Origin of the sequence: Salipiger marinus (assembly GCF_900100085.1) — a bacterium.
GTDB classification, from domain to species: Bacteria; Pseudomonadota; Alphaproteobacteria; order Rhodobacterales; family Rhodobacteraceae; genus Salipiger; species Salipiger marinus.
In genome coordinates this window covers 38,136-58,857 of record NZ_FNEJ01000007.1, presented here as the reverse complement: position 1 = coordinate 58,857, position 20,722 = coordinate 38,136, and the positions used below count along the sequence as shown (strand labels likewise).

Below are 20,722 nucleotides of genomic sequence, written 5' to 3'. Positions count from 1 at the left end.
TCCTGATCAGCCATGTGCGCCTCCGGATCGGGCGCTGTCATCGCGCAGCCGCGGGTCGACCCAGGCATAGGTGATGTCCACCACGGTGTTCAGCACCACAAAGATCAGCGACACCAGCAGCAGGTAGGCGGCCATCACCGGGATATCGACAAAGGTCACCGCCTGAATGAACAGCATCCCCATGCCCGGCCACTGGAACACCGTCTCCGTCACCAGCGCGAAGGCGATGAGATTGCCGATCTGCATGCCGGTCAGGGTGATGACCGGCATCAGGCAGTTGCGCAGCGCATGGCGCCACTGCACCCGCGCCGCAGGCACGCCGCGCGCCCGGGCGAACTTGATGTAATCGCTGCGCAGCGTCTCCAGCATCTCGGCCCGCACCAGCCGCATCACCAGCGTGATCTGAAAGGTCGACAGCGACACCGCAGGCAGCACCAGCGCCGCCCGCCCCGAAGGCGTCAGCAGCCCGGTGGACCACCAGCCGATCTGCACCGTCTCGCCCCGGCCAAAGGCGGGCAGCCAGCCCAGAGAGACGGAAAAGCCAAGGATCAGCAGGATCCCCACCACGAAGCTCGGCAGCGACACGCCCACGATGGATCCCAGTTGCAGCGCCTGCGCCAGCCGCGAGCGGCGATGCACCGCCGTGATCACCCCCAGCGGAATGCCCACCACCAGCGAAATCACCGTGGCCACCAGCACCAGCTCGAACGTGGCGGGAAAGCGGTCCTTGATCAGCACCATCACATCCTGCTGGTTGCGATAGGAGATGCCGAAATCGCCCTGCACGGCATTGGTGACAAATCGGGCATATTGCGTGGCAAATCCGTCATTCAGCCCCAGCCGCTCGCGCAGCTCGGCCCGGTCGGCCTGCGTCGCCTGCTCGTTGACCATCATCTCCACCGGGTCGCCGAAGAACCGGAAGATGACAAAGGCCAGCAGGGCCACCGCCAGCATCACAAAAGCCGCATTGGCCATGCGCTTGATGAGAAAGGCAATCATCTCTGTCTCCGATCCGGCTTACGCCCTGGGCCGCCCGCGCCCCTTCATCTTGCCAAGTAAACTCTCAGGGGGTCCGGGGGATGAAATCCCCCGGCCGGTCGGATCGCCGCAGGCGATCCGAAACTCCTCTCCCGGTCGGATCGCCAAAGGCGATCCGAAACCCCTCTTCCCAGTCGGATCGCCTTTGGCGATCCGAAACCCCTCGCCGGCGGACCGCCAGTGGCGGTCCGCAGCGCCGCGCTCAGGCGTCGGGGGTCACCCGCGCGAACCACAGCCGCGGCTTGTTGTCCGGAAAGAGCGGCATCTCCGCCACCTCCCCGGTCACCGCCCATGCCATCGGCTGCTGGTGCAGCGGGATCATGATGTGCTGGTCCTTGACGATCTGCAGCGCCTCGGTCTCAAGGCTCAGGCGCTTCTCCACGTCGAGCTCGCTGCCTGCGGCCTGCACCAGCGCGTCAAGCTCGGGAAAGGACCAGCCGCCCCAGTTGAACACGCCCGAATTGCCTTCCTTGGTGTGGAAGATCTGCAGAAGCGGCGAATAGGCGTCGAGCATCGGCAGCGTGGCCCAGCCCAGCGTATAGACATCCGTGGTGCCGCCGGTGCGCTTCGGCGTCTGCACCGCGCGCGGCGCCACGTCGAGCTTGGGCGCAAGCCCGATCCGCGACCACATGGAGGCGATGGCCTGACAGACCTGCTCCTCGTTCACCAGACCGTCGCTCAGGCAGTTGAACTCGAATTCCAGCCCCTCGGGCACCCCGGCCTCGGCCAGCGCCGTCCGCGCCGCGTCGGGATCAAAGCCCGGCACCGTATCGAGCGCCTCCACATAGCCCGGGATCTCGGGCGCGACCGTGGCCCCCGCGATCCGCGACTTGCCGCGCATCACCCGCTGGTGGATCAGATCCAGATCAATGGCCCGATAGAGCGCCTCGCGCACCTCGCGCTTGGAAAACGGATTGGGGGCGCCGGTGCTCAGCGTCTCGCGGAAGGGGAAGCCGATCATCACGGTGCGCAGGTCGACGCCTTCCAGCACCTGCACGTCGGGGGCTGCCGCCAGCCGCGGCAGATCCTGCACCGGCGCGTCATTGGTGAAATTGATCTCGCCCGACAGCAGCGCCGCCACCCGGGTCGCGGCAGAGGTCACCGGGGTCAGTTCGATCCGGTCCAGATTGTGCTGCGCCTCGTCCCACCAGTCGGGATTGACCACGAACACCGTCTTTGCGTCGGGCTGGCGGCTTTCCACCACAAAGGGCCCGGTGCCGTTGGCATTGTAGGTGGCATAGCCTTCGGTGCCCGCGCCAATGTCGGTGGGCAGCAGCGCGTCATGCTCGGTCATCCATTCCTTGTCGAAGATATGGATGTTGGTCAGGTCGTTCAGCAGCAGCGGATAGGTGCCGTTCAGCGTGACATCAACCGTATGCGTGTCGACCACGGCGGCGCTGACATAGGCGGGCAGATTGCCCTTCAGCGGCGAGGTCTCGTGGCTGACCCGCTCCAGCGAGGCGACGACATCCTCGGCGGTGAAGGGATTGCCGTTGTGAAAGGTCACGTCTTCGCGCAGCGTGAACCGCCATGTGATCTGATCCTCTAGGATCTCCCAGCTGGTGGCCAGCGCCGGTTCGATCTTGAGATCGCGGTTGTAGCGCACCAGCCCTTCATAGACGTGGTTCAGCACGTTGATGGTGAAGCTGTCGCCGTAGGAATAGGGATCCAGCGATCCGATGTCCCGGTTGGCGCCCCATTTCAGCACCGTCTCCGCCTGTGCCGTGCCCGCAAAAGCGGCAATGGCAGCGGATGCGAGCAAAATCCGTCTCATCTGCATGTCTCCCTCTCCCTGAGGATTGTATCTTAGATTCGCTGTGATTGGATACGATGCAAGTTTGATGCGGGACCGGATACGCTGAATCAAGCAAATTGTATCCAATTGACGGAAAAATCTGTATGCGATATGACGACCGCACCTTTGATGAGCAGCGAGCGACATGACTGACAGCAAGACGACCCTGACCGATGCCGTGCATGACCTGCTCCGCCGCGCGATCATCGAACAGGCGCTGAAACCCGGCATGCGCCTGCCCGAGGATACGGTGGGCGACCAGTTCGGCGTCAGCCGCACCATCGTGCGCCACGCCCTTGTCCGGCTGGAAAACGAAGGGCTGGTGGTCACCCGCCGCAACCGTGGCGCCTTTGTCGCCGAACCCTCGCGCGAGGAGGCGCAGCAGATTTTCGAGGTGCGCCGCTGTCTGGAAAACGAGGTGATCCGGATGCTGTGCCTGCGCATGCCGCGCAGCGGCTTCGACCAGCTGGAATCGCATGTGCGCAGCGAAAACACCGCGCGCGGCAAGGATGGCCCGGTCTCGATCCGGCTGGCGGGGGAATTTCACATCCTGCTTGCCGAACTCACCGGCAACGAGGTGCTGGCCCGCTACGTGCGCGAGGTGGTGCTGCGCTGCTCGCTCATCATGTCGCTTTATGCCCGCAGCCATTCGTCCGACTGCGCGGTGGACGAGCATTCCCAGATCATCGAAGCGATCCGCAGCGGCGACCAGTCCCGCGCGATCGAGATCATGGGCCATCATCTTGGCGCGGTGGCCGGGCGGGCGGAACTGTCTCCCAGAGCCGAAAGCGTTCAGGAGATCCTGTCACATTACGGAAAGGAGCTTGCCCCGTGAGCAAGACCCATCACGAACTGGATTTTTCCGCCCTCACCCCGCGCGAGGCCTATAAGGTGATGATCGGCACCATCGTGCCGCGCCCCATCGCATGGGTCACCACGGTGTCGCCCGACGGCGTGGTCAATGCCGCGCCCTATTCGTTTTTCAACTGCCTTTCCGCCGATCCGCCGATCCTTGCGCTGGGGGTGGAAAACAAGCCCGACCGCAGCTTCAAGGACACCGCGTGGAACATCCGCATGACGGAATGTTTCACCGTCAACATCGTCGACCGCGCCAATGTCGAGGCGATGGCCGTCACCGCTGCCGCCTTTGCCCCCGAGGTCGACGAGCTGGAGATGGCGGGGCTGACCGCCATTCCGGGCGTGAAGGTGGCCAGCCCCCGCATCGCCGAGGCGCCGGTGGCCTTTGAATGCGAACGCTATCTGGCCATCGAGGTCAGTTCCGCGCGCGAGATCATTCTGGGCCGCATCGTCATGGCGCATGTGCGCGAGGACATCCTTGACCCCGCGACCCAGTATTCCGATCACGCGCGGCTTGATGCCATCGGGCGCATGGGCGGCAATGGCTATGCCGGGACGCTGGATTATTTCGACTGGCCCACGCCCACGGCTGCCGAGGTTCTGGACAAGCGCCGCGTCAAGGCCTGACGCGGGCGCGGGGGGCCTCGCGCCCCCCTTCCCCGTCTCAGCCTGCGACCAGCGCCTGCAGCCGCGTGGTGTCGATGGCGCGGCAGATGCCGGTGGCGGGACGGGCCAGCGGCACGTCTTCGGCGGCGCAGAGCGCGTTCAGCACCGCCTCGTCCACCGCCTCCACCGCCGCGAGATAGACCGGATCCAGCCGTTCGTCATTGAGCGTGGTCATCTGCCGCCACGGTCCCGACAGCTGCGGCAGCGGCATGGCATTGGCGGTGGAAAAGGCCAGAAAGATGTCGCCGGAATTGTTGCCCCCCGGCGTGCCGCCCCGCCCGATGCCAAGCGCGGCGCGGCGTGCCAGCCGTTCCAGCTGCCCCGGCCCCAGCGGCAGGTCGGTGGCGAGGATCACGATGATCGATCCGCGCTCGGTCGTCATGCCGGTGATGCGGTCCTCCGGCATCTGCGGGCCCACGGGTCGCCCCGCCACGGTCAGCCATGGCCGCAGCCCGTGATTGGCCTGCACCAGCGCGCCAAGGGTAAACTCCTGCCCCTCGACCGGCACGCGGCGCGACGCGGTGCCGGTGCCGCCCTTGAATTCGTAACAGATCATCCCGGCGCCACCGCCGGAATTGCCCTCCGCCACCGGGCCGGGGCGGGCGGCGTCAAGGGCCGCGCGGGCATGGTCTTCGGTCACATGCAGGCCGTTGATGTCGTTCAGCACCCCGTCATAGGTTTCGGCGACCACCGGCATGGCCCAAAGGTGATTGTCCTCCCATGTGGCGCCATAGGTGTCGATCATCCAGCGCACCGCCGCGCCATGGCAGGGGCCGATGGCATGGGAATTGGACAGCAGGATCGGCCCGGCCAGCCAGCCGCCATCGCGGATCCAGTGCGCGCCGGTCATCTCGCCATTGCCGTTCAGGCTGAACTGTCCCGCCCAGACCGGGCGGGGCACCGGATCGCGGCCCCGGGGCAGGATCGCGGTCACGCCGGTCTGCACCTGAATGCCGCGCCGGGCCAGAGCAGGCTCGCGCGAGGACAGAAGCTCGGTCGTGCCCACCTCCACCCCGGGCACGTCGGTGATGGCGTTGAGCGGGCCGGGAGTGCCGGGCAGCGGCAGGCCAAGCGCGCGGGCGCGCGGTTTGCAGGGCAGGGTCATTTCTGGCGTCTCGATCTGAAGTAAAGCCCGATGGCCGCAACCCCCAGCGTGAAGAGCAGCATCAGGGTCGCAATGGCGTTGATTTCCGGCTTGATGCCCCGGCGGAGCATCCCCCAGATGTGAACGGGCAGCGTCGTGTCGCCGGTGCCCGCGATGAAATAGGTGATGACCAGATCATCCATGGAAATGATGAAGGCCAGCAGCCAGCCGCCAAGGATGCCCGGCGCGATCCCCGGCAGCGTCACCTTGCGGAAGGTCTGCGCGGGCGTGGCGCCCAGATCGGCAGAGGCCTCCTCGACGCTGGTATCGACCTCGGCCAGACGGGCCGAGACGGTGACGAAGACATAGGAGATCAGGAAGGTGGACTGGCCGATGATGATGGTCAGCAGCGACAGGTTCATGCCGATGGTGATGAAGAAGATCAGCAGCGCCAGCCCCAGCACGATGTCGGGCATGATCATCGGCACCATCATCGCGGTGCGGTAAAGTCCCGCCAGCCGGAAGCGGTAGCGCGCCACCGCCAGCGCCAGCGCCGTGCCGAACACGGTGGACAGCACGGAGGTGGTCACCGCCACCACAAGGCTGGTGCGCACCGCCGCGTAAAGCTGCGCGGAACTGTCCACATAGGTGGCGCTTTCGGTGACGGTGGTCTGCAGGCCAAAGATCTGGCGGTACCAGTCCAGCGTGAAACCGTCCCAGACCATCATGTTCACGGTGTTGGCGTTGAAGGAATAGACCACCACCAGCAGGATCGGCGCATAGATGAAGGCAAAGAACAGCAGGCCATAAAGCCCCAGAAGACGGCGCAGCATCAGGACATCCCCTCCCGCCGGGCAAGGCGCAGCTGCACCACCAGCAGCACCAGCACCGCCGTCATCACCAGCATCGCCAGCGCCGAGCCGAAGGGCCAGTTGCGCGCCGACAGGAACTGCTGTTCGATCAGGTTGCCGATCATCAGCACCTTGGCCCCGCCCAGCACCGAGGGCACGATGAAATTGCCCAAGGCCGGGATGAAGGTGATGATCGACCCGCCGATGATCCCCGGCAGGGTGGCGGGCAGCACCACCTTGCGGAAGGTCTGCAGCCGCGACGCGCCAAGATCGGCGGAGGCCTCGATCTGGGTCATGTCCAGCTTTTCGAGCGATCCGTAAAGCGGCAGGAACATGAACGGGATGAAGACGTAAGTCATGCCAAGGATGACGGCGAAATCGGTATAAAGAAACTCGACCGGCGCCGAGGTCAGCCCCAGCCCCATCAGCCCCTGATTGAGAAAGCCGGTGGGCCGCAGGATCAGCACCCATGCAAAAAGCCGCACGATCAGGCTGACAAAGAACGGCAGCGTCACGAGGAAGATCGCAAAATCCCGCCGCGCCGGGCGCATGCGGCTGATCCAGAACGCCGCCGGATAGCTGATCAGCAGGCTTGCCAGCACGGTCAGCGCCGCCAGCCGCAGCGAGCGCAGGAAGATCGCCAGATAGACGGGATCGAATTTTTCGTAGCGCGTATCGGCCCAGCCAAGGATACGGCCATAATTGAGGTGGGAAAACACCCAGTCCACCCCGCCGTAAAGTCCGGGCGTCAGCCCGCTATAGATCAGCATGATGACCAGCGGGCACAGGAAGAACACCAGCAGAAAGACCGATGGCACCCCCAGCAGGCCGATCAGCTGCAGAAGCTTGCGGCGGGCAAGGGTCACGGCGCCACCTCGTCGATCAGATGCAGGCCTGTGGCGGGCGCGTGCAGGGTCAGCGGCGATCCCGGTTCGGGCAGCGTGCCGCCGGTGCGCAGCAGCGCGCGGATCATGCCGAAGCCGGGCGTCTCCAGCGCGATCTGGTGATCCTTGCCGGTGTAATAGGTCTCGCGCAGCGTGCCACTGAAGCGCAGCGCGGGCCCCTCCGGGGCGGTCAGCGCCAGCGCTTCGGGGCGCAGCAGCAGCGTGGCGCGGCCCGGGGCGTGGGCACAGGCGAAGCCCTGCCCATCAGAGAGCCGCGCATGGCCGCCTTCCAGCGTGACGGGCAGCAGGTTGCTTTCGCCCAGAAATTCCGCCGTGAAGAGGTTGGCGGGGCTCTGATACAGCATCGACGGCGCGCCGATCTGCTGGATCCGCCCATGCGCCAGAACGGCGATGCGGTCCGACATGGTCAGCGCCTCTTCCTGATCGTGGGTGACGAAGACAAAGCCGATCCCCAGCTCGCGCTGGATCGCCTTCAGCTCCTGCTGCATCTTCTGGCGCAGGTTCTTGTCCAGCGCCGACAGCGGCTCGTCGAGCAGCAGAAGCTTGGGCTTGCCCGCCAGCGCGCGGGCCAGCGCCACCCGCTGCTGCTGCCCGCCCGACAGCTGCGAGATGCGGCGCTGGCCCATGCCCGACAGGCCGACCAGATCCAGCATCTCGCCCACGCGGCTGTCGATCTCGCGCCGCTCGCGCCCGGCGATCTCCAGCGCGTAGCCCACGTTGCGGGCCACGCTCATATGGCCGAACAGGGCATAGCGCTGGAACACCGTGTTCACCGGGCGCCGGTGGGCGGGCAGCTGGGTCACGGCGGCGCCGTCGATCAGGACGTCGCCGTCATCCAGCGTCTCGAAACCGCTGATGGTGCGCAGCAGCGTGGTCTTGCCGCAGCCCGAAGGCCCCAGCAGGGTGACAAATTCCGCCGAGGCAAGTTTCAGCGAGACGCCATCCAGCGCCGTCATCGTGCCGCCTTCCGGCGTGCGGAACACCTTGCAGGCGTTGATGATTTCCAGAGGTGCGGCCATGATCTTCCGTCCTGTGACCCGGCGGGGCCGGTTACTGCGCGGTTTTGATCCGCGTCCATTCCGTGTTGTAAAGCTGCAGGTCGCGGCCCAGATCCTCGAAGATCTGCAGCCTGTCGATCACCTCCTGCGGGGGGTAGATCGTCGGGTTCGACGCGATCTCTTCGGGGATCAGATCCTGTGCCGGAATGTTGGGTGTGCCGTTCATCTGCTGCTTGACGTTCAGCGCGGCAATCTCGGGGCGCAGATAGAATTCAAGGAATTTCTTCGCGGCCTCGGGATTGGGGGCGGAGGTGAGCACGCACATATCCTCCTGATAAAGCGTGGCGCCCTCTTCGGGGATCACATAGGCGATGGTGTCGGAATTGTCGGCCACGAAGATGTTGGCGCCCACATACCAATGCGCCGCCGCCACATCGCCAGAGATCACCTGCGGCACGCTGTCATAGGTGAAGGCGGTGACGCCCTGCAGATGGTCCACGATGTAATCCGCCGCCGCCTCGACTTCCGCCGGATCGGTGGAATTGACCGGGCTGCCGGTCATGATCAGGCCAATGCCGATGGTTTCGCGCAGATCGTCCAGCACCGTGATCTTCTGGCCCTCGGATCCCAGCGCAAAGAACTCTTCCCAGCTGCTGATCTCGCCCGCCAGCGCCTTGTTGTAGACGATGCCCACATTGCCCCAGGCATAGGGCAGGCAGTATTCGGCCTCGGGGTCGGTCTTGGCGCGGATGAACTGCGGGTCGATGTTCTCGAAACCCGGCGCCTGCCCGATATCGGTCTTGGCCAGCAGGCCCAGCTGGAACAGGATGTCATGCATGTGCACCGACGGGAACACGATGTCATAGCCGGTGGCGCCCGCCTGAATCTTGGCCAGCATCTCCTCGTTCGATCCGTAGGTGTCCAGCGTCACCGCGATGCCGGTCTCTTCGGTGAAGGCGTCCAGCACCTCGGGGTTGATGTAATCCCCCCAGTTGTAAAGCGACAGCGTCTCCTGTGCGGCGCCCGCCATGGGGGCAAGCACAAGCGCGGACGTTAGGGCAAGGTGGGTCGGTTTCATGATGGTCGTCTCCCTGTCAGGTGGCCTTTGCGGTTTTTCCTTGAGTCGAGAAAATGATGCGATACTGTCTTTTTCGTCAAATGTTAGTTTTCTGTCATGGAGAGTTTGCGCATGTCACAGGGCTTTGCCTCCTATGCGGAGGCCCGACTTGATGAATTTGTAGGCAGGATCGAGGCCGGGCTGCCCAGATTGCCAAAGCAGGAGGCCAAGGTCGCGCAGTATTTCCTGCTCAACCTGCCGTCGATTTCCTTCGAGACCGGCAAGTCCATCGCGCAGAAGGCGGGCGTGGCCGAGATCACCGTGGGCCGGATGCTGCGCCGCTTTGGCTGCGCGGGCATGAAAGAGTTCAAGGCGATGCTGCTGCAGCATTATTCGGTCAGCGCCGAAAGCTTTCCCGATGACGGCGCCGATCTGCCCCCCGACTGGCAGGAGCAGATGAATGCCGAACTGCGCGCGGTGCGCACGGTCTATGCCAAGATCAACACCCCCGCCTTTCAGGCCGCCGAACGGCATCTGCGCGAGGCCGAAGAGGTCTATGTCACCGGGTTCCAGACCGTGCGCGGTCTGGCCGAGGATGTGGCGCGGCGGCTGGCGCTGGCGCGGCCCCGCGTGCGGTTTCTGTCAGGCCATGACAGCATGCTGTCGGAATGGCTCGACCCGCCCGCGCCGGGCACAAGCTGCCTGCTTATCATCGACGTGATCCCCTATGCCGCCGAATGCGAGACGCTGGCGCGGCTGGCGCGGGAACAGGGCCGGTCGGTGGTGGTGGTCACCGATGAATACTGCCACTGGGCGCATGACGTGACAGAGGCGGTCATCAACACGCCGTCGAAGACAGGGCTGTTTCTGGAATCCATCCTTGGGCTCAACGCCGCCACCAGCCTGCTGATCCATGCCACCGCCACCGCCCCGGGCCGCGACATTCCCCAGCGCCTGCGCGACTGGAAACGGCTGGCCCATCGCATCAACATCTTCTGACGGAGCGCGCCCATGTCGCGGCTTTCCTCCACCCGGCTGGATGCCTACTGGTTCTGGGACCACCTGCCGCCCGAGGCAGAGCTGCGCCGCCAGCTGATGCAGTTTCGCGCGCAGGGCTTCGGGCGGATCTTCATTCAGGCGCGGCTGTCGATGCCGCGGGCGCTCTATCTGTCGCCCGCCTATCTTGCCACCTATGCCCGCGCGGTGGCGATCATGGCCGAGCTTGGCCTGACCGCCGGGATTTACGACGATTACGCATGGACCAGCGGACAGGCGGGCGGGCGCAGCGTGGCGGGGGCCGATGCGCTGCGCGAAGAGCATCTGTTCTGGGCCGAAAGCCCCGGCCCCGAGGCACAGATCAGCGGCATCACCGCCACGCTGGCCGCAGCCCTTGGCCCGGCGGTGCGGCACTGGATCCATGACGGCGGCACGCCGGGATTTGGCGCATGGGCGGTGGTGGCGGCGGTGATCTGGCCGGTCAGCGGCCCGCCGGTGGACGTGACGGAGGCGGTGCGCCTGACCGGCACCGGCCCGGCGGGGGCCAGCTTCCGCCTGACCTGTCCGCTGCCAGAGGGCGCGCGCTGGACCGTCTTTGCCCGCGCCCGCGCCACCCGGTCGCGGCTGATCAACTACCTGATGCCGGAGGCGGGCGCGCGCTTCGTCAAGCAGGGGCTGGAGCCCTATGCCGACGCCCTTGGCCCGCATCTGGGCCGCACGGTGGACTGCCTGTTCTTCGACCAGCCCGCGCCGGGGCTTTATGACTGGGCGGAACGGCAGGGCAACCTGCGCAACAGCCTGCCATGGAGCGACGGGCTCGCGCGCGCCCTGCGCCGCAGCGGCCCGCTTGCCCCGCAGCTTGCCGCGCTGCTGCGCGACACCGGGCCGGACACCGGCCCGATCCGTGCCACGGTCTACCGCACCCTGACCCAGATGATGACGCAGGCCTTTCTTGGCCCGCTGCGCGCCTTCTGCGACCGCACTGGTCTGCGGCTGACCGGGCACGAGATCCTGCCCCATGTCGCCAGCTTCGACCTCAATGGCGGGTTTTCCGCCATCGATCCGCGCGTCGCGCTAGCGGCGGATTTTTTCGGCATCGACCGCTGGCGCGACGAGACGGCGGTGGATGCCAACAATCTGGGCGCGCAGCTGGCGCCGCTGCTGGGGGACAGCGTGGCGCAGGCCGCAGGTCGGCGCGGCGCGTGGTGCGAGCTTTACCTCACCTCGGAACGCTCCGAAGCGCGGGCCGCCGGTCAGTGGGATCTGACGCCAGAGGCGCTGCGCGGCCAGCTGATCCGGCTGCATCTGCTGGGCGCCAGCCGCATCATCCTGCACGCGCTTTATGCCGGGCCGGGCGACAGCCGCGCCTCGGTTCTGGACAATCTGCGGTTCGATTTCCCGCCCGGCTACAACCTGCAGCCATGGTGGCCGGTGCTGGGTGCAATCGCGGAGGAGATGGCGCAGCTTGCCGCCTCTGTCGAAGCCGCCACGCCGCCCGCACGGGTGCTACTGCTTTATCCCTACGAGACCGCCCTGCGCGAAGGGCCCCGGCATGGCCATGCCACCGCCTTTGGCGCGTGGTGCCGGGCGATCCTGTCGCTGGGGCACCGCCCGCTGATCTGTGACGAGGCGGGGCTGGCAGCGCTGGACAGCCCCGGTGCCGCAGTGGGCGTGGCGCTGCCCGGCCCGGTTAGCCTTGCCGAACCGCAGACTGCGACGCGGCTGCGCGACACTGGCCTGCCGGTCTGGACCGCACCCCCCGCCGATCTGGCGGAGATCCTGTCCGCCGCAGCCCCGGTGGTGCCAGAGGTGCCGGGGCTGCGCGCGCTGGTCGCGGGGCGCGATGCGGCGGGCGACTGGCGCGTGGTGCTGGTCAACGAAAGCGCCGCGCCCCTTGTGGCAGAGATCCTGTCGCGGACCGGGCTCGCCTGCGGTGCGATGGACAGCGCCGCGCGGCGGATCGCCGTGCCGCTGGACCCGCAGGACCTGCGCTGCCTGACCCTGACCCCCGCGCCCGCGCGGCAGGACAGCGCCCGGCTTTCCCCAATGCGGAGGGCGCCGGGGCCGGTGCTGCAGCGGCTGGAGGACGGCTGGACCCTGCATCTGGGGAACGAAGCCCGCCCGGTGCGGGTGGATCGCGGCTGGCAGGCGCAGGGCGCGGCGGAGGTGTCCGGCATCGGACGGTATGAACGGGCGCTTGATCTGGCAGAGGCGGCGGATCTGGTGCTGGATCTGCCCGGCGTCGCCTGCACCGCACGCGTCTGGCTCAACGGGCGCGATCTGGGCCAGCGCTTTGCCGCGCCGTTCCGGTTTGACCTCGGGCGGGTGGCGGCGGGGGCGCATCTTCTGCGCATCGACGTGGCCAATACCATGGCCAATGCCTTTTACGCCGGCACCCCGTTTGCGGGCAGCGGCGGACCCGATGCCTCGGGGCTGACGCAGGTGCCGCTGCTGCGGCGCGCGGACTAGCTGCCCGCCAGCAGCGCCTCGGTGGTGACCAGCCGCAGCATGGGCGCGCGGTCGGCCATCACCGCCAGCGCCGCCGCGTGCAGCGCGTCGGATCCGGCGGCACAGGCATCCTGCACCAGATCCACCCGCCGCCCGGCATCCACCGCCTCCAGCGCGGTGCCCAGCACACAGCAGTCCGTGGCCACACCGCAAAGCGTCACGGGCACCTCCGGCGGCAGCAGCGCCTCCGCCTCGCGCCATTTGGAAAAGCGCAGGCTTGCAACCGAAGGCAGATGCCGCCAGCGCGCATCCACCGCCCAAAGCCCCGCATTTTCCGGCGCCATGGCAAAGGGCCAGCGGGCGTAATAGGCGCGCCACGCGCCCTCCGGCTCGGCGGGCGGCACGAAGCGGGTAAAGAGCGCGCGCCCGGCAAAGCGGGGCAGCAGCGCGTCGATCCGGGCTGCGCAGGCCTCGTATCCGGGGGTGAACCACGGGCTCTCCGGGTGGCCAAAGCCCGGCTGCATGTCGATGACCAGAAGCCAGCCGGTCATGCCGGCACCGCGATGGTGTCGCGCGCCGCCCAGCTGAGCCAGACCTCCCCCGCGCCAGGCAGATCGGGAATGTCGCGGTCACGCGCGACCAGCTTCCACGGGCTGCCCTCCACCTCGATCAGGCAGGTGGCCATGGCCCCGGCAAAGACGCGCTGCACCAGCCGCCCCCGCAGCGCATTGCGCGCGAGGTCTGGCGCCGTGCCGATCGCCAGCGCCTCGGGGCGGACGGCAAAGCGGTGCCCCTGCGGGGAGGCGGGCAGATCGAGCCCGGCGAGACAGCTGTCGGGGATCCAGTTCGCCTCGCCCAGAAACCCCGCGGCAAAGGCGTCGACGGGGCGGTCATAGACCTCTCGCGGGGGGCCGACCTGCACGATCCGCCCGGCGCGCAGGATGCCGATGCGGTCCGACAGGGTCAGCGCCTCTTCCTGATCGTGGGTGACAAAGATCGTGGTGATGCCGATGTCGCGCTGGATGCGCTTCAGTTCGATCTGCATGTCGACGCGCAGCGACTTGTCCAGCGCCGACAGCGGCTCGTCAAGCAGCAGCACCTTGGGATTGGTGACGATGGCCCGCGCCAGCGCCACCCGCTGCCGCTGCCCGCCCGACAGCTGCGCCGGGCGCCGGTCGGCCAGCCCGCCAAGCTGCACCAGATCCAGCGTCTCGGCGATGCGGCGGCGTTCCTCGGCGGCGGGCACGCGGCGCACGCGCAGGCCAAAACCCACATTGTCGGCCACGCTCATATTGGGAAACAGCGCGTAATTCTGGAACATCATGCCGATGTCGCGCTGTTCCACCGGCACCTGTTCCACCGGGCGGTCGCCGATGCGGATGCGCCCCGCCTCGGGATAGTGAAAGCCCGCGATGGTGCGCAGAAGCGTGGTTTTGCCCGATCCCGACGGCCCCAGCAGGCCAAAGAATCCGCCATCGGGAAAGCTGACCGTCACATCGTCCAGCGCCAGCGCGCGACCGAACCGTTTGGTGATGTTCTGCACCTCGACCCCGGACATCAGCGGTCTCCTCCTAGTCTGGAATAGCGGGCGGCAAGGACCATGACCGTCATCGACAGCGTGATGATGAGCGTGGAAATGGCGTTGATTTCGGGGGTGAAGCCCTTGCGGATGGCGGTATAGATCAGGACCGGCAGCGTGCTGTCACCCGGTTCCGACAGGAAATAGCTGACCACGAACTGGTCGAAGCTGACGGCAAAGGCGAAAAGCGCCCCCGCCACCACCCCCGGCGCGATCCATGGCAGGGTGACGCGCCGCAGCACCGTCCATGCGCCCGCCCCCATGGAGCGCGCCGCCTCTTCCAGCGTGATGTCGAAGCTCGACAGCCGGGCGGTGACGGTGACGATGACATAGGGCAGCGCCAGCGCGACATGGCCGATGATGACGGCGGGCGTGCCGCGCCCGATGCCCACGGCGAAGAAGAAGATCAGCATGGCGGTGCCGGTGATCAGCCACGGAATGGCGATGGGGGGAAACAGCAGCACCTGCAGCACCCGCTTGCCGGGAAAGTCATAGCGGAAGAGCGCGATGGAGGCCATGGTGCCCAGCGTCGTGGCGATCAGCGTCGTTGCCAGCGCGATCAGCACCGAGCGCAGCGCGGCGGCAAGGATCTGCGGGTTGGCGCTCATCTTTTCATACCAGACCGTCGAGGCCTCGAAGGGCAGCTGGTAGAAGGGCGAGGCGTTGAACGACATTGCCGCCATCACGAGGATCGGCGCGTAAAGGAACACGAGGATCAGCGCCAGCCACAGGCGCCCCAGCAGCGGGAGTGCGGCGCGGGTCATGTCCGGGCCCTTTTCAGCACGGGGCTGGCCAGCGCGATGATCAGCAGCACCACGGCCAGCAGGATGAAGGACAGCGCCGCCCCCAGCGGCCAGTTGTAGACGGCGATGAACTGGTCCTCGATCACCGTGCCGTAATAGGTGCCCATGCGCCCGCCAAGGATGCGCGGTTCCATGAACGACCCCACCACCGGCACAAAGACCAGCACAGCCCCCGCCAGCAGCCCCGGCAGCGACAGCGGCAACAGCAGACGGCGCAGGATCGTCCAGCGCGAGGCGCCCATGGACCGCGCCGCCTCGATGATGTCGTCGTCGATGGCCTGCAGCGCCAGATAGGAGGTGAGGATGACATAAGGCAGATAGCTGTGCACCAGTCCGATCACCACGGCGGGGGTGGTGAACATCAGGTTCAGCCGGATGTCGAAGGGCAGCAGCCAGTCAAGGCTGCGCTCCAGAACGCCATTGCCGCGCAGCACGATCGCCCATGAAAAGATCCGCACCAGCGAATTGGACCAGAACGGCAGGATCACCAGCAGGAACAGCGTCTCGCGCGCGCGGCCCCTGATGGTGCGGGCCAGCACCAGCGCGCAGGGATAGCCGATCAGGATGCAGGCCAGCGTGACCATGACCCCCAGCTTCAGCGATTTCCACAGCAGCGTCGCATAGGTGGGATTGGTCAGGAACTGGCCGTAATTGTCCAGCGTCAGCCCCCAGTCCGGCGCATCCTGCGGCAGATCGGTCAGCAGGCTGAAGAACAGCATCGCCGACAGCGGCAGGAACACCGCGACCAGCAGCCACAGATAGGCGGGGCTCAGCAGCGTGACGAGGCGCCTGCGATCCATCGCGGCGGCAAGGTCGGCCATGCCGGTCTCCTTCGCGTCCGGTTGCGGGGCGGGGGCCAGGCCCGCAGGCCCGGCCCGGCGGGGTTACTGCGCGGCCTTCAGGCGCTGCCAGATCTCCAGATAGGTCTCGCGCCGGTCGTTGCTGAGCGGGGTCTGGAAGGTGACGCGCGCCGCCACTTCCGGATCGCCAAGAACGCGCTTGTTGAACGCCTCCTCGGGCAGGGCCGCCGCAGCCTCGGCATTGGCGGAGGCGGGGGCGCCGTCCTGATCCCAGCGCACGTAGAACTCGGGATCGATCATCCAGTCGATGAACTGCTGCGCCGCCTCCTTGTGTTCGGAGGTGGCCGGGACCGACAGCCCGTCGAGCCAGCCGATGGCGCCTTCCTGCGGCACCACGAACTCCACCGGCAGCCCCAGCGAGGCCGAGCGGCTGGCCGAGCCCGACCAGTAGCTGGCGATGTCCAGCTCGCCCGCCGCCATGAACTGGTTCCAGTCGTTCTCGCTGCTCCAGAAGGTGCGCAGGTTGGGCAGAAGCTCCGCGAGCTTGGCCTCCGCCGCCTCCAGATCGGGGATGTCGTTGATGTCCTGCCCGGTGGCCAGCGCCGCAAGCTGCAGCGCCTCCACCGCGTCATCGCGGATGGAAACCCGGCCCGCATAGGCCGGATCCCACAGCGCCTGAATGCTGTCGGGGGCGGTGTCGATGACCGAGCTGTTGATGGCGAAAGAGGTCAGGCCCCATGTCCACGGCACGCCATAGACCGTGCCCTCCTCCACCAGCATGGGGTTCTGGGCAAAGCTGTCGGGCACGCCCGCGTAGTTCTCCATCCCCGAGGTGTCGATGGGCGCCAGAAGCCCCTCCGCCACCGCCTGCTGGGTGTAGACCGCATTGACCAGCACCACGTCATAGGCGCCGGGATTGGTGCGCAGCTTGGTCAGCATCTCCTGTTCGGAGTTGAAATATTCATGCACGATGCTGTGGCCGGTGGCCTCGGCAAAAGGCGCGGTGGCAAACTCCTGATCGGTGCCGTAGCCCTGCCAGTTGAGCACGCGGATCTCCTCCGCCACGGCGCCCCCCGTCGTCACGGCGAGGGCAAGAAGGGAAAGCAGTGCTGGTTTCATGGGGTGGTCCTCCGTGTTGGTCGATGGGATCCGGTGCGGATGCCCGGGTGTCGGGAAGTCAGAGCAGGGGCAGCACCTGCTCCCGTGCCGGGGCGGTCGCGGGCCCCGCTTGGGTGATCGACAGCGCCGCCGCCACGTTGGCATAGCGCGCGGCCCGCGCCGCATCGCCGCTACGGGCCAGTTCCGCGATGAAACTGCCGATATGACAGTCGCCCGCGCCGTTGGTGTCCAGCGGGGTGACCCGGTGCGGCGCCACCGCGCAGAGCGTGCCACCGGTCGCCAGCAGACAGCCCATGGCGCCCTGACGCAGCACCGCCCCTGCCCGCCCTGCGGCCAGCGCACGCGCGGCCTCCTCGGGGTCAGGCTCGCCGGTCAGCACGGCGGCCTCTGCGGCATTGGCGCTGATCCAGTCGGCCCGCGCCATGACCGGGCGCAGCACCTCCTCCGCCAGCCGCGCCACCACCGGCGCGGGATCAAAAACCAGCACCACGGCGCGCGGCAGCCGCGCCACCCACTCCGCCACCGCCGCACGCGCCTGCGGGTAATGCAGCGTGTAGCCGGACAGCAGCACATGGCTGACCCCCGCCAGATCTATGGCCGCCAGATCCCCGGGCGCAACATGCCCCTCCGCGCCGGGAAAGGCGATGAAGCTGCGTTCGCCATCAGGTTCCAGCAGCACGGTGCAGCAGCCCTGATCCAGTCCCGCACGCGGCGGGCGCGCGGGCGAAATGCCCAGATCCGCCAGCCGCGCCGCCACGATCCCGGCAAAGGGGCCGCTGCCCAGCGTGCCGCCAAGCCGCACCGCCATGCCCGCCGCGCGCGCCGCCGCCATCGCGTTGAAGCCTCCGCCCGGGGCCATGGCAAAGCCGGTCACCTCCGCCTCGGTGCCCGAGACGGGCAGCGCGCGCAGGTGATAGGTCAGATCCATCACCGGGCCGGTCATCTGCAGAAGCAGGCTCATGGCTGCCTCTCGGCGGCTGCGCGCAGCGCCAGCAGGCCCCGCGCCACCCCGTCCAGATCCAGATCATTGGCCGCGTGCAGCTCCGCCGCCGCCGCCTCGGGCACGCTGCCGCCCAAGGCCCCCGCCATCGCCCCCGCCATGGCGCCGATGGTGTCGGTGTCATCGCCCACATTGGCGGCCAGTTCCAGCGCCCGCCACAGATCGCCCCGCGCCAGCCGCAGCAGGCCAAAGGCCATGGGCACGCTGTCGCGGCTGGCCACGGAACTGCCGATGCCCGCGATCAGCGCCGCTTCGTCGCCGCCCTCTGCCAGCCGCAGCGCCAGCGCGATGCGCCCCGCCATGTCGGGCTCGCCCACGGCATTGCCCTGCGCCTGCCCGGCCCGGCAGGCGGCCAGCGCCGGATCCAGCGCCGCATCCAGATCCGCCCCGGCAAGGCCGCAGCTGACCGTCATGGCCACGGCGGCGGCAGCGGCGATGGCCTCGCCGGTGTTGTGGGTCACCCGGCAGGTCCGCGCCACCCGCGCCACCAGCGCGGCAGTCTCGGGCGGGGTCATGATGCCGATGGGGGCGATGCGCATTGCGGCGCCATTGGTGGTGCCGCGCGCCCCCGTCACCTCTGGCGAAGCGCCGGCCAGCAGCGCCTCGATCGCCGCGCGCGAAGAGGGCCCCAGCAGATCCTGCAGCCCCTTGGCGCGGATCCCCGCCTCCCAGTCCAGCAGGTCGCGGGCCCAGCCCGCCTCGTCGAACCCGACCGGATCGGCGATCAGCCGCCGCGCCAGCAGCAGGGTCTGTTCGGTGTCGTCGGTCACCTGCGCGGCGCGCAGCCCGTGCGACACCGGATGCCCGGCAAACGGCGCCACAAAGCCGGTGATCCGGCCATAGCGCGCGCGGATCTCCGCCCGGGTCAGGGTCTGCGCGGGCATCCCGAGCGCATCGCCCATGGCAAGACCCAGCAGCGTGGCACGGGCGCGAAGGAAGGCTGCGTCATCCATGCTCAGAACTCCATGTGCAGTCCAAAAAGCTCGGGGTCGAGCAGGCTTTCCACATATTCCACCACCCGCCCCGAGGCGGTGCGGGTCAGGCGGCGCAGGCGCAGCATAGGCTCGCCCGCGCTGCGGCCCATCAGCGCCGCATCCGCCACCGACAGCGCGGGCAGGACATTGGCCCATTCCTCCCCCGAGGCGGGCGACAGCCCCCGCAGCTCCAGCTCGCGGCTGAGCGAGCCCTGCTCCAGCCCGGTGCGCAGCAGGGCGGCAAAATCCTCGCGCCACGGCACGCGGGACCGTTCCAGCGTCAGCGCCCGGCCGGTGTTTTCGCGAAAGCGCAGCCGGTCCACCGCCAGCACCTCGGCCGCCGCGACCTGCGGCGCGTCCAGATCCATCGGCTGCCGGGTGATGCTCAGGATGCGCACCCCCATGCGGGTCTCGCCCTCGGACAGCGCAAGGCTCCAGCCCGGACCGTTGTCGATCACAGCACCGCCATAGGTCACGAAGGATCCGATGCCGACCTTGGTGCGGATCAGCCCCTTGGCCGCCAGCACCCCCAGCCCCTTGCGCACCGTCGCGCGCGACACGGCAAACCGCGCGACCAGCGCCGTCTCGCTCGACAGCGCCGCGCCGTCATGCAGAAAGCCGGAGCGGATCTCGGCCTCCAGCACCCGGGCGATGCGTTCGGATTTGGTCTTGGGTTCGGGCTGGGCCATGCTGTCCCCTGTCTGCTCAGCAAGGCTAGACAGGACTAGACAGGTCTGTCACGGAAAATCTGCAGAAGCTCTGCAAAACAGGGATCGGTCGCCCCGTGATCCTGCCGGGGCGCCCGTCCGGTCCGTGACCCTGTGTGCCACCTGTCCGGGGCAGGACAGCGGGGCGCAGACCCCGTTCCCGCCCCGCAGGGACTCTGTCAGCGCCGGGGCAGCGTATCGGCCCAGTCGGCGATGGCATCCGCGGTCTCCACCGGCTTTGCGGCGGGCAGCGCGTGGCTCGCGCCCTCGATCACCTTGACCGTGACGCGGTCGGCGCCCAGCTCGTCCCGGACCTCGTTGCGAGACTTTTCGGGGCGGAACGGATCGGATCCGGCCTGCAGGTCAAGGATCGGCGCGCTGCCCCCGGCCCAGTAGCTGTCGCGCTCGGTCAGCTTGCGGGCGGCGCGCTGGCTCTGCGTCACGTCCTGATGCCAGCCCTCCAGCCATGGCTCGGCGGTCTGCTCGTCGGTGAAAAACGCCAGCATCAGCCCCTCCATGCGCTGCGCCCGGCTGGAGGCGGGGTCGTTGATCATGGTGATCGCGTCGGACAGCTCGGCAGGCCAGGACTTGGCGCCCCCCGCCACCAGCGCCAGCCCGCGCACCAGATCGGGATGGTCCGAGGCGATGGTCTTGGCGATCCACTGGCCATAGGCATGGCCCGCCACGATCGCATCGCCGCCCTCCTCGGTGATCACGGCGGCAAAATCATCGCCAAAATCGTGAAAGCTCACCTCCTCCAGCCTGCCGGTGCTCTGCCCGATGCCGCGCGGCTCCGGCAGCGCCACCTTGTAGCCGCGTTCGGCCAGCCGGTCGGCCAGCGGGCCGAATTCGGCGGCGCCCCGCCCGGTGGAGGCGATCATCACCACCAGCGGCCCCTCGCCACGGACCGAATAGCCCACCTGCGTCTCGCCGTTCATCACCGTCTTTTCCACTGCCCCGGTCTCCGCCATGCCGCCCCCGGTCAGGGCAAGGGTCAGCCCCATCGCTGCAACTATCGCTTTCATCATCTCTCCTCCTCCGTCA

The 20,722-nt window shown here is 67.7% G+C and carries 20 protein-coding genes; 4 read left to right on the top strand and 16 right to left on the bottom strand.

What is annotated here, in order from left to right; translation table 11 throughout:
* Positions 1-6: 6 nt before the first annotated feature.
* Together BLR51_RS09415 and BLR51_RS09410 are read right to left on the bottom strand one after the other, a co-directional pair.
* A complete protein-coding gene (locus tag BLR51_RS09415; protein ID WP_089846230.1) occupies positions 7-999 on the bottom strand; it encodes an ABC transporter permease in 993 nt (330 codons plus the stop codon).
* A gap of 241 nt (positions 1,000-1,240) precedes the next feature.
* Positions 1,241-2,812 carry an ABC transporter substrate-binding protein gene (locus BLR51_RS09410; RefSeq protein ID WP_230796706.1) on the bottom strand — a complete coding sequence of 524 codons (1,572 nt, stop codon included), beginning with the start codon at positions 2,810-2,812 and terminating at the stop codon, positions 1,241-1,243.
* 166 nt (positions 2,813-2,978) lie between these two features.
* On the opposite strand from BLR51_RS09410, the gene BLR51_RS09405 reads away from it, so the two are divergent.
* Positions 2,979-3,668, top strand: coding sequence for a GntR family transcriptional regulator (locus BLR51_RS09405; RefSeq protein ID WP_089846226.1), 690 nt, complete (start codon positions 2,979-2,981; stop codon positions 3,666-3,668).
* Positions 3,665-4,318, top strand: a complete 654-nt coding sequence (locus BLR51_RS09400; RefSeq protein WP_230796708.1) for a flavin reductase family protein — start codon at positions 3,665-3,667, stop codon at positions 4,316-4,318. The genes BLR51_RS09405 and BLR51_RS09400 overlap by 4 nt, the downstream gene beginning before the upstream one ends.
* 37 nt (positions 4,319-4,355) lie before the next feature.
* On the opposite strand, the gene BLR51_RS09395 is transcribed toward BLR51_RS09400, so the two are convergent.
* Genes BLR51_RS09395 through BLR51_RS09375 form a run of 5 tightly spaced genes read right to left on the bottom strand, consistent with a single transcriptional unit; the run spans position 4,356 to position 9,273 of the window.
* A complete protein-coding gene (locus BLR51_RS09395; protein ID WP_089846224.1) occupies positions 4,356-5,462 on the bottom strand; it encodes a DmpA family aminopeptidase in 1,107 nt (368 codons plus the stop codon).
* A complete protein-coding gene (locus BLR51_RS09390) occupies positions 5,459-6,274 on the bottom strand; it encodes an ABC transporter permease (protein ID WP_089846221.1) in 816 nt (271 codons plus the stop codon). Before BLR51_RS09390 ends, BLR51_RS09395 begins: the two co-directional genes overlap by 4 nt.
* Positions 6,274-7,158, bottom strand: coding sequence for an ABC transporter permease (locus BLR51_RS09385; RefSeq protein WP_089846219.1), 885 nt, complete (start codon positions 7,156-7,158; stop codon positions 6,274-6,276). The genes BLR51_RS09390 and BLR51_RS09385 overlap by 1 nt, the downstream gene beginning before the upstream one ends.
* On the bottom strand, positions 7,155-8,216 hold the full coding sequence (locus BLR51_RS09380) for an ABC transporter ATP-binding protein (RefSeq protein ID WP_089846217.1): 1,062 nt from the start codon (positions 8,214-8,216) through the stop codon (positions 7,155-7,157). The genes BLR51_RS09385 and BLR51_RS09380 overlap by 4 nt, the downstream gene beginning before the upstream one ends.
* Before the next feature lie 31 nt (positions 8,217-8,247).
* Positions 8,248-9,273 carry an ABC transporter substrate-binding protein gene (locus BLR51_RS09375; RefSeq protein WP_089846215.1) on the bottom strand — a complete coding sequence of 342 codons (1,026 nt, stop codon included), beginning with the start codon at positions 9,271-9,273 and terminating at the stop codon, positions 8,248-8,250.
* 111 nt (positions 9,274-9,384) lie between these two features.
* On the opposite strand from BLR51_RS09375, the gene BLR51_RS09370 reads away from it, so the two are divergent.
* Complete coding sequence (locus tag BLR51_RS09370; protein WP_089846214.1) at positions 9,385-10,251, top strand: MurR/RpiR family transcriptional regulator; 867 nt, start codon at positions 9,385-9,387, stop codon at positions 10,249-10,251.
* Positions 10,252-10,263: 12 nt separating this feature from the next.
* Positions 10,264-12,717 (top strand): hypothetical protein, encoded by a 2,454-nt coding sequence (locus BLR51_RS09365; protein ID WP_089846212.1) that lies wholly within the window; start codon positions 10,264-10,266, stop codon positions 12,715-12,717.
* On the opposite strand, the gene BLR51_RS09360 is transcribed toward BLR51_RS09365, so the two are convergent.
* The 9 genes from BLR51_RS09360 to BLR51_RS09320 all read right to left on the bottom strand — a co-directional run bounded on the left by BLR51_RS09360 (position 12,714) and on the right by BLR51_RS09320 (position 20,703).
* Positions 12,714-13,247, bottom strand: a complete 534-nt coding sequence (locus tag BLR51_RS09360; protein WP_089846210.1) for a cysteine hydrolase family protein — start codon at positions 13,245-13,247, stop codon at positions 12,714-12,716. The two genes, BLR51_RS09365 and BLR51_RS09360, sit on opposite strands and share 4 nt — an antisense overlap.
* Positions 13,244-14,254, bottom strand: a complete 1,011-nt coding sequence (locus BLR51_RS09355; protein WP_089846207.1) for an ABC transporter ATP-binding protein — start codon at positions 14,252-14,254, stop codon at positions 13,244-13,246. The genes BLR51_RS09360 and BLR51_RS09355 overlap by 4 nt, the downstream gene beginning before the upstream one ends.
* A complete protein-coding gene (locus BLR51_RS09350; RefSeq protein ID WP_089846205.1) occupies positions 14,254-15,039 on the bottom strand; it encodes an ABC transporter permease in 786 nt (261 codons plus the stop codon). Before BLR51_RS09350 ends, BLR51_RS09355 begins: the two co-directional genes overlap by 1 nt.
* Complete coding sequence (locus tag BLR51_RS09345; RefSeq protein WP_089846203.1) at positions 15,036-15,899, bottom strand: ABC transporter permease; 864 nt, start codon at positions 15,897-15,899, stop codon at positions 15,036-15,038. Before BLR51_RS09345 ends, BLR51_RS09350 begins: the two co-directional genes overlap by 4 nt.
* 63 nt (positions 15,900-15,962) lie before the next feature.
* Positions 15,963-16,997, bottom strand: a complete 1,035-nt coding sequence (locus BLR51_RS09340; RefSeq protein WP_089846201.1) for an ABC transporter substrate-binding protein — start codon at positions 16,995-16,997, stop codon at positions 15,963-15,965.
* 58 nt (positions 16,998-17,055) lie between these two features.
* Positions 17,056-17,958: a PfkB family carbohydrate kinase gene (locus BLR51_RS09335; protein ID WP_089846199.1), complete on the bottom strand. Its 903-nt coding sequence runs from the start codon at positions 17,956-17,958 to the stop codon at positions 17,056-17,058.
* Positions 17,955-18,950: an ADP-ribosylglycohydrolase family protein gene (locus tag BLR51_RS09330; RefSeq protein ID WP_089846197.1), complete on the bottom strand. Its 996-nt coding sequence runs from the start codon at positions 18,948-18,950 to the stop codon at positions 17,955-17,957. Before BLR51_RS09330 ends, BLR51_RS09335 begins: the two co-directional genes overlap by 4 nt.
* Before the next feature lie 2 nt (positions 18,951-18,952).
* Positions 18,953-19,660, bottom strand: coding sequence for a GntR family transcriptional regulator (locus BLR51_RS09325; protein WP_089846195.1), 708 nt, complete (start codon positions 19,658-19,660; stop codon positions 18,953-18,955).
* 197 nt (positions 19,661-19,857) lie between these two features.
* Positions 19,858-20,703, bottom strand: a complete 846-nt coding sequence (locus BLR51_RS09320) for an alpha/beta fold hydrolase (protein WP_089846572.1) — start codon at positions 20,701-20,703, stop codon at positions 19,858-19,860.
* Positions 20,704-20,722 lie beyond the last annotated feature (19 nt).